Source organism: Lysobacter sp. (assembly GCA_013141175.1).
Taxonomy (GTDB): Bacteria; Pseudomonadota; Gammaproteobacteria; order Xanthomonadales; family Xanthomonadaceae; genus Lysobacter_I.
The window spans coordinates 3,856,916-3,870,060 of record JABFRN010000001.1 but is presented as its reverse complement, the minus strand read 5'-3'; the positions used below and the strand labels follow the sequence as shown (position 1 = coordinate 3,870,060).

The 13,145-nt window shown below is 65.9% G+C and carries 1 protein-coding gene; it reads left to right on the top strand.

Going from position 1 to position 13,145, the window contains the following annotated elements; translation table 11 throughout:
- Positions 1-34: 34 nt before the first annotated feature.
- Positions 35-13,144, top strand: a complete 13,110-nt coding sequence (locus tag HOP03_16925) for an SDR family NAD(P)-dependent oxidoreductase (GenBank protein NOT89842.1) — start codon at positions 35-37, stop codon at positions 13,142-13,144.
- The last annotated feature ends 1 nt before the right edge of the window (position 13,145 follow it).

The following is a 13,145-nucleotide window of genomic DNA, read 5'->3' as shown; positions in this document are numbered from 1 at the left end:
GACAGCGGCACAAAATCATGAGAGAACGGACGTTATGGTAGATTTTGTCGAATACGTGGTTTCCGAGCTGAAAAGCAAGCGTCTGGCGAAGGCCGGCGCGCTGGAACTCATGCAGCAGTTCCTCGGGCGTCCCACGGACAGCGTGCGCCTGCACCCGCTCGTGCATCGCAATGTCTCGACGCTGACGCAGCAGCGCTACCGCTCGCACCTGAGCGGCGCGGAATTCTTCCTGCGCGATCATCGGGTCAGGATGGGCGATGGCTTTGCCGCCAGCGTCCTGCCCGGCGTCGCTTACCTCGAGATGGCCAGGGCCGCGATCGCGGATGCCGTTCCCGATCTCGCGGCGACGTCGCTGATCGCGTTCGAGGACGTGCTGTGGCTGATGCCGCTCGTCGTCGAGGACGGGCGCGATGTCTGCATCGATATCGATGCGGAGGAGGACTGCCTTGCGTTCCGCGTGTTCAGCGAGGACGCGGCCGGCAACAGCATGGACCATGCCTCCGGGCGCGCGCGCTTCTACGATGCCGTCGAGACCGCCTCGCTGGATCTCGCCGGCATTCGCGAGCGCATGCGGCGCGAGCATTGGGATTCGACCTCGATCTACGACACCTATGCGCAGGTCGGGATCGAATACGGTCCCGCGCATCGCGGGATCGTGCAGCTCGACAGCGGCGAAGCCCAGGTATTGGCCGAGCTCTCGCTGCCGGACGCGCTCGCGGGCGAAGACAATGCCGCCTACCTGCTGCACCCGTCCCTGATCGACAGCGCCCTTCAGGCGGCGATCGGACTGGGCGATCGCGGCGTACTGCCGACCGACCCGATGCTGCCGTTCGCGTTGGAATCGCTGTGCATCCTCGGCGAATGCCCGCAAGCGCTGCACGCCTTCATCCGCCGCGTCGAGTCGGCGGGCGATGGCGACAACCAGCTGGTGCTGGATCTCGATCTCTGCGATCCGGACGGCACGATCTGCGTGCAGATGCGCGGTTTCCGCGCGCGCCGCTTCGATGCGAAAAGCGCGGCCATCCGACTGTCCGAAGCCGCGACGGCCGAAACCGTGGTTGCGGTCCCCGAATGGGCGGCGTATCGCCCGCGCGAAGCGAATGCCGCTGCTGCGGCTTTCGCGCACAGCCGCGTGCTGCTCTGCGATCCGACCGGCATCGATCCTGTCGCGCTGGCTTCGGCGCTGCCCAAGCACCAGATCGAAACCATCGCATCACCCGAGAACGCCGGTGATCCGGCCTCGCGCTATCAGGCCATCGCGCTGCAGGTCTTCGATCAGCTGCAGTCGGTAATGAAACAGCAGGCCGGCGCAACCGCGCTCGTCCAGACCGCGCTCGTCCAGTGCGTTGTCCAGAACACGCCGGACGCTTTGCTGTCCAGCGGCCTGGGCGCGATGCTGAAGACCGCGGCGCTGGAGAATCCGGCGCTGACCGCGCAACTGGTGATCGTCGAGGCGCAGGCATCGCCCCGCCAGCTCGCCGAACAGCTGACGCATGCGGGCAGCCAGTCGCATCTCTCGCCGATCCAGTGCCGCGCGGACGAATGGCGTTCGCTGAACTGGAAGACGCTCCCGGGTTGGAGCGATGGCCACGTCGAGCATCCGTACAAGGAAGACGGCATCTATGTCATCACCGGCGGACTGGGTGGCCTGGGCCATGTGTTCGCGCAGGACATCCTGGGCAGCGCGCAGCATGCGCAGGTCGTGCTCACCGGACGCTCGCCGCTGGATGCCGCGATCCAACAGCGGCTCGACGAATCCGGGTTTGCAGCGCGACTGCATTACCGCGCGCTGGATCTCAACGATCCCGACCGCTGCGTCTCGACGATCGAAGACATCCAGGCCGGGATCGGCAGGATCCGCGGCATTCTTCACTGCGCAGGCGCGCGCAACGACAACGTCATCCTGAAGAAGACCGCGCAGGAGATGGCCGGAGTGCTGGCTCCGAAAGTGCAGGGCACCTGGCACCTGGATGCGGCGACGCGGCATCTGGACCTGGATTTCTTCGCACTGTTTTCCTCGGGCGTGTCGGTGTTCGGCAATGTCGGCCAGGCCGATTACGCCGCGGCCAACGGTTTCATGGATGCATTCGCCCGCTATCGCACGCAGCTGGCGTCGCAACAGTTGCGCAGCGGCAAGACGATCGCGATCAACTGGCCGCTCTGGCAGGACGGCGGTATGCGTCCCGAGGCCGGGACCCTGCAATGGCTGCAGGCGCAGACCGGGATGACGCCGATGCGTACCGCATCCGGTATCGCGGTGCTGTGCCGGGCGCTCTTGAGCGATCACGACCAGGTGCTGGCGGTCGAAGGCGATGGCCGCAGACTGCGTCGCCTGTTCGATGCTCCGGCGGCGCGCGTCGCCGCAAAACCTGCCGCGCCCGCACCGCCGCAAGTCGAACGGCCTGCAGCGATGCCGGTGGCCGGCGATCTCCTGGCACAGGCGCGGGAGTTCCTGCGCAGGGAGTTCGCGCCCGTCCTGAAGATCGCGGCGGCGCAGATCGACATCCACGAGGCGCTGGAAAACTACGGAATCAATTCGATTCTGGCGATGAACCTGACCAGCCAGCTCGAGAAACACTTCGGGCCGCTGCCGAAAACCCTGTTCTTCGAATACCAGACGATCGAAGCGCTCAGCGAACACCTCGTGCGGGCGCATGAAGCCACGCTGCAGGCGCTGTTGAACCCCGCGGGCACGCCAGCAACGGCGCCTGCCGCCGCGCCAGCGTCGCGGGCCATCGTGCCGACGCGCGATACCCAACGCTCCGAGGCCAAGGCCGTATTGCGCGGCAAGTCGGCGGCGCCCGCATTCATGGCGCGACGCAGCCAGTCGGGGCATCCGGAGCCGATCGCGGTGATCGGTTTGAGCGGCCGTTATCCCGAAGCGGAAACGCTGCAGGATTATTGGCGCAACCTGCGCGACGGCAAGGACTGCATCGTCGAGATCCCGGCCGAACGTTGGCGCTGGGAAAGCTACTACACCGACGACCGCGAACAACGCGGCCACTACAGCAAGTGGGGCGGATTCATCGTCGGTGCGGACGAGTTCGACCCGCAGTTCTTCAACGTCTCGCCGCGCGAGGCGCCGTATATCGATCCGCAGGAACGCATGTTCCTGCAGCATGCGTGGATGGCGATCGAAGACGCAGGTTACTCGCGCAAGAGCCTGCGGATTCCGCACGGCAATGGCTTGCCGGGACAGGTCGGTGTCTACGCCGGCGTGATGTACGGCGAATACAACCGCTCCGGCAGCCTCGCCAGCATCGCCAACCGCGTGTCGTACGTGCTGAACCTGCACGGGCCGAGCATGACGCTGGACACGATGTGCTCGTCGTCGTTGACCGCGATGCATCTCGCCTGCCAGGACCTGAGGCATGGCCGCACCGACATGGCGCTGGCCGGCGGCGTCAACCTCAGCATCCATCCCGACAAATACAGCATGCTGAGCGCGGGGCAGTTCATTTCGACCTCGGGCCATTGCCAGAGCTTCGGCGAAGGCGGCGACGGTTATATTCCCGGCGAAGGCGTGGGCGTGGCGATATTGAAGCGCCTGTCCGACGCCGAGCGCGACGGCGATGCGATCCACGCGATCATCCGCGGCAGCGCGCTCAACCACGGCGGAAAGACCAACGGCTACACGGTACCCAATCCGCAGGCGCAGGCGGCGGTGATCGCCGACGCATTGCTGGAATCGGGCGTCGATGCCCGCCATGTCAGCTACATCGAAGCGCACGGCACCGGCACCAAGCTGGGCGACCCGATCGAAATCGTGGCCCTGAGCAAGGCGTTCCAGCAGAACACGTCCGATACGCAGTTCTGCATGCTCGGTTCGGCGAAATCGAACATCGGTCACTGCGAGTCGGCGGCCGGCATCGCCGGGCTGACCAAGGTGATCCTGCAGATGCAGCATCGGCAGATCGTGCCGTCGCTGCACTCGGAACGACTGAATCCGAACATCGACTTCGAGCGCACGCCGTTCATCGTCAATCAGCGATTGCACGACTGGGATGCGCCGGTCGTCGATGGCAAAGCCGTGCCGCGGATCGCGGGTCTGTCGTCGTTCGGCGCGGGCGGATCGAATGCGCACTTCGTCATCCAGGAATACATCGCCGCCGAATCGGCGGCAGGAGCGTTCCCGGGCCTGCCGGCGATCGTGCCGCTCTCGGCGCGCACGCCGGAGCAGTTGACGCAGAAGGCACAGGATCTGCTGGCCTTCCTCGATGGGCAGAGCGCGGACGGCCGCAGCGTCGATCACGGCGTATTGGCGTACACGCTGCAGATCGGTCGCGACGCGATGGATGAACGCCTCGGCTTCGTCGTCGATTCGGCGGCGCAGTTGCAGGACGCGCTGCGCGCCTGGCTGGGTGGCGACCTCGGCAGCGGCTTCCGTGGCCAGGTCAAGGCGAACAAGGAGATGTTGAGCCTGTTCGCCGCCGATCCCGAATACGACGAAGCGGTCGACAAATGGATCGCGCAGGGCAAGCTGGCGAAGCTGGTCGACCTGTGGGTCAAAGGCTTCGACCTGGATTGGCAGAAGTTCCACGGCAGCGCAAAACCGCGTCGCATGCATCTGCCGACGTATCCGTTCGCAAAGGAAAAATACTGGATCGACCCGATGGTGGGGTTGTTCCCGCTCGACACGCACCCGCCCGTCGCGCCGGGGCACGCCGCTGCGCGCGCCACCCTCCATCCGCTGCTGCACGACAACACCTCGGACCTGGGCCAACTGCGCTTCTCGTCGGTGCTCAGCGGCAATGAACCTTTCCTCGGAAGGATGCCCGCTGCCGCCGGCTTGCCGTCCGCAGCGCTGCTTGAAATGGCGTGCGCGGCGCTGGTGCAGGCACAGCGCGGCCATGCGACCACGACGACGATCGAACTGCGTGCTTTGCGCTTCGGTACGCCGTTCGTTGCCGATGGCGCGAGCGCGCTGCACATCGCGCTGTATCCCTCGACGGACGACGCGATCGACTTCGACATCTACAGCGGCGTCGATGAGCGCGTTCAAGCGCAGGGCACCGGCCGCGTCCTGGCGTCCGCCTCGACCGCAAGACTCGATGTCGATGCGCTGGCCATGCGCCTTCAGCCTGCGCCATCGCCCACCGGCCATCCGCACGCCGCATGGCGTCTGTGGCGGGGCGCACAGGAATTGTTGATCGCGGTCGATGCCGATACCGGCGCCGGCCAGGCCGGCGACTTCCTGCTGCATCCGGCGCTCGTGCAGGCGGTGCTGGAGACCGCCGCGACGGCGCTGGGCGTCGACGCGTCGACGCCGGGCACGATCGAATCGCTGGACATCGTGTCGGCGTGCACGCCAAGCATGCGGGTCTGGGTGCGCTGGCACGACGAACACGCTGCGGCCTGGGACATGGACTGGTGCGACGCCAACGGCAACCTCTGTCTGCGCTGGCGCGGTTTCGTGCCGGTCTCGGCAGTGCTTGCCGGAGCCGCATCCACGCCATCGGCCGTGCACTCTTTTGCGCAGTTGCAGAGCGCGGATGCATTCTTCGAAACGATGCCGGCGGTGAGCCTGTCCAAGCCGAATGCGGTGGCGCTGGCCGAATTGACGGCACTGCCGCCCGCCGCAGGCGTCGCGTTGCCGAAGCCCTCTGCTTCGCGGCTTGCGGCGCTCGAACATGCGATCTCGGCCCCGCTGGCGGTCACGCGCAGCCCGCAGTCGATCGCGGCGCCAATGCCCGCACCGATGCCCGCACCGATGCCCGCACCGATGCCGGTCGCGGTCACACCGGCGAAGACGACGGCCAAGCCGCGTCGTCGCGATGACGTGCTCGCGTTCCTGAAAAGCACGCTCTCGCAGGCGCTGTATCTCGACGAGTCGAGCATCGACAACGATCGCTCGTTCGTCGATCTCGGCCTGGATTCGATCGTCGGCGTGGAGTGGGTCAAGAGCATCAACAAGGGGCTCGGGATCAATATCGCGGCGACCCGGGTCTACGATTACGCGAACATCGACGCGCTCGGCGCCTATGTCGAAAGCCAACTGCCCACCCGGGAAGAGGCGCCGGCGGAAACCCTGCCGATGGAAACGGTTGCGATCGCCACGGCCGAAGCGGCTTCCGCAACGCTCCCGCCCGTGGCATCGGCTGCGCAGGCCGGTCTGCCCAGCATCGAAGCGCTGCAGCCCGAGCTCCGACGCAGTCTGGCGCAGGCGCTGTACCTCGATGAGAACGCGATCGACAACGACAAGTCGTTCGTCGATCTGGGGCTCGATTCGATCGTCGGCGTGGAATGGGTCAAGGCCATCAACAAGGCCTACGGCCTGGAGATTTCCGCGACCCGCGTCTACGACTACGCCACCATCCGTTCGCTCGCCGGCTTCGTGCACGGCGAACTGGCGAAGCTTCCGCCCGAGCGGCGCGTGCCGCGGGCGACTGCGTCCGTGCCGGAAATGGCATACCAAGCCGCCGTGCCGGCGGCGACCGCGCCTGTCCAGCATGTCTCCGCGCTGCGCATGCCGCCGGCCGGATTGCCGGTGTTGCAGCGTCGCGCGCGTACGCTTCCGGCGTTCGCCCAGGCGCCCATCGTCGAAAGCGGCAGTCTCGGACACAGCCGTCGCAGCGACGAGAAGATCGCGATCGTCGGCATGTCCGGGCGTTATCCGGACGCGGACAACCTCTCGCAGTTCTGGCGCAACCTGCTCGAAAGCAGGAACTCGATCAAGGTGATCCCGCCGGATCGCTGGGACGTCGACGCGTACTACGACCCGACCCCGGGCAAGCCGGGCAAGGTCTACTGCAAGTGGCTCGGCCTGTTGGACGGTGCAGAGAATTTCGATCCGATGTTCTTCCAGATTTCGCCCTCCGAGGCGGAAGTCATGGACCCGCAGCACCGCCTGTTCATGCAGGAAAGCTATCGCGCCTTCGAGGACGCCAGCTATTCGGGCGCGGCGCTGAGCAACCAGAAGTGCGGCGTCTATCTGGGCATCATGAGCAGCGAGTATTCGTTCCTGCTGTCCAAGGGCAATCCGCTGAATGTCGAAACCACCGGCAACAGTTTCGCGATCGGCGCCGCGCGCATCGCCTATCACCTGAATCTGAAGGGCCCGGCGATTCCGATCGACACCGCCTGCTCGTCGTCGCTGGTGGCGATCCACCTGGCCAGCCAGGCGCTGCTCAATCACGAGATCGACATGGGCCTGGCGGGCGGCGTCAGCCTGTACCTGATCCCGGAATCGTATGTCGGCATGTGCCGCGCCGGCATGCTGTCGCGCGACGGACAGTGCAAGACCTTCGATAACGGTGCCGACGGTTTCGTTCCCGGCGAAGGCGTCGGAACCGTCGTGCTGAAGCGGCTCAGCGATGCCGAACGAGATGGCGACAGCATCTACGGCGTCATCATCGGCTCGGGCATCAATCAGGACGGCAAGACCAACGGCATCACCGCGCCGAGCGTCAACAGCCAGATCGAACTGGAGCGCGAGATCTATCGTCGCTACGGCATCGATGCGGCATCGATCAGCTATGTGGAAACGCACGGCACCGGCACCAAGCTCGGCGACCCGATCGAACTCGAAGCGCTGGCGACGGTGTTCAAGGAACACACCGACAAGAAGCATTTCTGCGCGCTGGGCGCCGTGAAATCCAACATCGGCCACGTCTCCGGCGCCGCCGGCGTCGCGGGCGTGCACAAGGTGCTGCTGAGCCTGCGGCACCGGAAGCTCGTGCCGAATGTGAACCTGGTGAAGGAAAACACGCTGTTCGATTTCGCCGATTCACCGTTCTACATCAACAACACCGTGCAGGACTGGGTCGCGGCACCGGGCCAGAAACGCCGTGCCGCAGTCAGCGCTTTCGGTTTCAGCGGCACGAATGCGCACATCGTCATCGAAGAGTACGTTCCGGCTGCACGCCGCGACAACGTGGCCAAGCAGCCGTGCATCGTTCCGCTGTCGGCGCGTACCGCTGCGCAGCTGCGGTCGCAGGCCGAGGATCTGCTCGAGTTCCTCGTCCGCGCCGACACGGACCGGACCGGCGCGGACATCGCATTGCCCGATCTGGCCTACACGCTGCAGATCGGCCGGGACGCGATGCGCGAACGCTGCGCATGGGTCGTCGACTCCGTTGCGGAGCTGCAGGCACAATTGCGTGCCTTCGTCGCCGGAGAGACGGGCAACGTCGTCTGGCATCGCGGCAGCGTGGCGCGTACCCAGGACAGTACGGTATTGACCGACGAAGCGGCGATGCTGCAGCGGCGCAGCGGTGCGCAGCAGACGGCGGGGCTTGCGGCGCTGTGGGCCGAAGGCGCCACGATCCAGTGGCGATCGCTGTATCCCGAGACGTTGCCGCTGCGCATGCACCTGCCTGCGTATCCGTTCGCCAAGGAACGGTACTGGCCGCAGCCGAGCGCGCCCATCAGCGCCACTGCAACGCAGGTGGTCGCTCCGCAAGCAGCGATACGCGCCCAGGCGGCGTTGCCCGTGCGGTCGGCGGCGGTTGCGCTGTCCGATACGGTGGTCGAGGGCAAGCAGAAGACCTTCTACACGCCGACATGGCAGGCGTCATCGCTGCCGTCGCAGCGCACGCCGTTCGGTCGCGAAGACGTGCTCCTGATCCTCGACACCGACGACCGGCTGTACGAACAGATCAAGGCCCGCCTGCATGTCGCGACGCCGTTGAAGGCGATCATCCTCGTACAACTCGCGAGCGCCTATCAGCAGCATGCGGCCGACCGCTACAGCGTCGATGCCTCGCATCCCGAACATTTCGACGCGCTGCTCGCCGCGCTGCGAACGCAGGGGCAGGTTCCCACGCATGTCATCCACAACCTGAATGCCGCGCGCCTGCTGGCCGGCGATCAGGACGGCAACGCGCCGGAACGCGCGCTGCAGTTCGGCATCGACGGTTTGTTCGGCCTGTGCAAGGCGCTGGTGAGCGGCGGGGCGCAACAGTCACCCTGTACGTTCGTCTCGTTCTTCCACGCTGCGGACGCCGCGAACACCGCGCCATGCTCCGCACTGGCCGCGTTCTATCGCTCGCTCGCATTGGAAAACAACCGTTACGCAGGCCGCGTGCTGGCGCTCGACCACGAAGGCGTGGAGGCGGCGGCGAGCAGCATCGATACGGTCACCTGCGTCGTCGACGAACTGCAATCGCCGTCGTCGCACGACACGGAGATCCTGTATCGGATGTCCAGCGCCGGATCGGCGCAACGCTTCGTGCGCGTGCTGACGCTGCAACATCCCGAGCAACAGGCCATGGCCGAGCTGCCGCTGAAGCATCGCGGCGTCTACCTCATCACCGGCGGCCTGGGCGGCCTGGGCTATCTGTTCGCGCGTCATCTCGCCGAACGCTATCGCGCGAAACTGGTGCTCAGCGGCCGTTCGTCGCCGAGCGACGAATCCGGACGCAAACTCGAACAGCTGCGCGCGCTCGGTGCCGATGTCCTGTACGTGCCGGCCGACATCGCGGATGCCGACCAGGTCCGCGATCTGGTCGCCTCCGCCAAAACGCACTTCGGATCGTTGAACGGCGTGCTGCACAGCGCTGGCGTCAATCGCGACAGCCTGCTGATCCGAAAGGATCGCGAAAGCCTGCGCCAGGTCCTGGCGCCGAAGGTGCAGGGCACCTTGCACCTCGACCGGACGACTGCGGAAGAGCCGCTGGATCTGTTCGTGCTGTTCTCGTCGGGCGCCGGCAGTTTCGGCAACCCCGGGCAGACCGACTATGCCTACGCGAACGCGTTCATGGATGCCTTTGCCGAGCATCGCGAATCCTTGCGTGCGCGACGCGAACGCTTCGGGAAAACCCTGTCGATCGGATGGCCGTTCTGGCAGGACGGCGGGATGCAGGTGTCCGCAGCCGATCTGCAGCGCACCGAAGAGCGCTCAGGCCTGTGCGCGCTTCCGACCGACGTCGGCATCGCGTATTGGGAAACCCTGCTGCGTTCCGATTCGACGCGTGCGCTCGCGCTGTATGGTTATCCGTCCAGGATCGCCGCGCACTGCAACCCTTCGGGCGGGCAGGCGACGGACGCGAAACCGCGAAACCTCGCGGTCGACCGTGAAACGCTGCGCACGCTGACGCAGCAGTATCTGTGCGGGCTGGTCCACAACGAAACCCGGGTGCCGGTCGAATTGATCGACATCAACGAACGCTTCGAGGCGTTCGGTTTCGACTCGATCATGATCGGCCGCTTCAATGCGGCGCTGGAACACGACCTCGGCGATCTGCCGAAGACGCTGCTGTACGAATACGAGACCGTGGCCGATCTCGCGGGATATCTGTGCGAGTCCGCGCAGGAAGCGCTCGTTCGCAGGCTCTCGCTTGCCGGCGCTGCGGCGGATGCGACGACCGTCGATCCGGTACGGGAAACCGCGCACATTCCCGCTGCGCTGGAAACGACGCCGACCCACGCGGAACCGATCGCCATCATCGGCGTGCACGCGGATTTCCCGCAGTCCCGCGACCTGCACACGTTCTGGGAGCATCTGAAGGCAGGCGACGACCTGATCCAGCTGGTGCCCGGGAATCGCTGGAACTACGCCGACTTCTACGATCCGGATCCGGAGCAGGCGGAGAACGGCAAGATCTACTGCAAGTGGGGCGGTTTCCTCGAGGATTTCGACAAGTTCGACGCGTCGTTCTTCAACATCGCGGATGCCGAAGCCAACATCATCGATCCGCAGGAGCGCTGCTTCCTGCAATCGGCGTGGGCGGCGGTCGAGGACGCGGGCTATACGCGCGAACGCCTGAAACAGATGTATCCGAAAGGCAAGAGCACCGATGTCGGCGTGTTCGTCGGCGTGACCACGAACTCGTACAACCTGCTGGCGCCCGAAGCCTGGCAGCGCGGCCAGATGGTGACGCCGAGCGCGATGCCGTGGTCCATCGCCAACCGGGTGTCGTACTACTTCGACTTCCAGGGACCCAGCATGCCGATCGACACGGCGTGTTCCTCGTCGCTGGTCGCGGTGCACCTGGCCTGCGAAAGCCTGCGTCGCCGCGAATGCCAACTCGCGCTGGCGGGCGGCGTGAATCTCTACCTGCATCCCGCCAAGTACCAGTCGTTCTGCCAGCGCCGCATGCTTGCGGTCGGCGACCAGAACCGCAGCTATGGCGCGGGGGACGACGGTTTCGTCCCGGGCGAGGGCGTTGGCACGCTGGTGTTGAAACCCCTGCGCCTCGCCGAACAGGATGGCGACCCGATTTGCGGCGTGATCCTCGGCAGCGCTTTCGATCACAGCGGCCGATCCAACGGCTATGCGACGCCGAATCCGAATGCGCAGGCGCAGGTGATCGTCCAGGCGCTCGCCCAGGCCCATGTTCCGGCCCGATCGATCAGCTACATCGAAGGCCATGGCACCGGCACCCAGATGGGCGACAGTCTGGAAATCGCCGCGATCAGCCAGGCCTTCGGCCAGCAGACCGACGACAAGGCGTTCTGTGCGCTGGGCTCGGTCAAGGCCAATATCGGCCATGCGGAATCGGCGACCAGCATTGCCGGCATCGCGAAGATCCTGCTGCAGTTCAAACATCGCCAGATCGCGCCGAGCATCCATGCCGATGTCGCGAATCCCGATATCGATTTCGCCCGTTCGCCGTGCCGCCTGCAGACGCAGCTGACACCGTGGCAGGCGTCCGGACAGGAGCCCCGGCGCGCATTGATCAACGCGTTCGGTGCAGGCGGCGTCAATGCCTGCGCCGTGCTCGAAGAGTACGTGCCTGCGGTGACGCGAGCGCCGTCGATCACGCGCGGGAACAGCCTGTTCGTGCTCTCGGCGATGAATGCGGATCGCCTGCGCGAGTACGCCTCGCGTTACGTGGCGTTCCTGGCGCGGACTCCGGAAGCCGACATCGCCAGCCTCTGCCATACGACGCAAGTCGGCCGCGAGCCGATGTTCGAGCGACTGGCACTGCTGGTCGACAGCACGGCCCAACTGCGCGATGCGCTGCAGCAATGGCTCGCATCCGACGGACAGGCGGCGCAGGCGACCGCGCCGCTGTGGCGCGGCAGTCTCGACGCGCGACGTGCGTCCCTGCCTGCAACGCGCGAGCAGCGCGAGCAGATGCAGGCGCTGTGCGACGCGCGCGACATGGCGGCGCTGGCGCAGTTCTGGACGCAGGGCGGAAAGGTCGAATGGCCGCGTGCCCATTCCGGGCCGGTTCCGGTGGGCACGTCCTTGCCCACTTATCCGTTCGCCCGCGAACGCCACTGGATCGTCGACGCGGCGCCAGCGGGGCATGCGCCCGTTTCGGCGGCGCCACCGCGCCTGCATCCGTTGCTGTCCCACAATTCGTCGACGCTGAAACAGATCAGCTTCGATGCCGCGCTCGCCGACGACCAGTACTACGCCCGCGAACACCGGATCCAGGGGCAGCCGGTGTTCCCCGGCGCCGGCTTCGTCGAAATGGCGTGCGTGGCCGCGACGATCGCCGGCCAGCGTCGGGTGCGCCAGTTGAAGGACATCTTCTGGGTGCAGCCGCTGGCGCTGGGCCATGCCTCGCAGAACCCTGCCTCGCAGAGCCTGCACATCAGCCTGCGCAACGCCGTCGGCGACAGTACCGAATTCGCGGTGAAGACCTTCGACGACGACAACGAGAGCGTCCTGCACTGCGAGGGCCGCGTCATTTTCCACGACGGCGCGGCGCACAGGCTGTCGACCCGACCATCGCTGGCGGAATGGCGGCAGCGCTGTCGCGACCGGCATGCCGGAAGCGAGTACTACCAGCGCTTCAAGCGGCTGGGCTTCGACTACGGCACCGCGTTCCAGATCATCGACGAGGTGTCGCTCGGAGACGGCTGCGCCATCGCCAGCCTGCGACTGGCGGACGCGCAGGCGAACGACTTCGAGCAGTACATCCTGCATCCGTGCCTGATCGATGGCGCGCTGCAGACGGTGGTGGCGTTGCTCGCCGCCGATGATGGCGGCGTGCCGCACCTGCCGTTCGCGATCGATGAGATCGAGATCCTCGGAAGCCTGACTCCGCGCTGTTACGCCCTTGTCGAACGATCCGGCGAACAGGACGCGCATGCCAGCGTGCTCCAGTTCAACATCCTGATCCTCAGCGAGGGCGGCGAACCGCTCGTCAGGATCACCAATTTCTACGTGCGCGCGCTGGTGATGCCGGAAACCCCGGTCATCGCACAGGCCAGGAACGACGCGCGCCTTTCGATGGCAGTCAACCCATGAA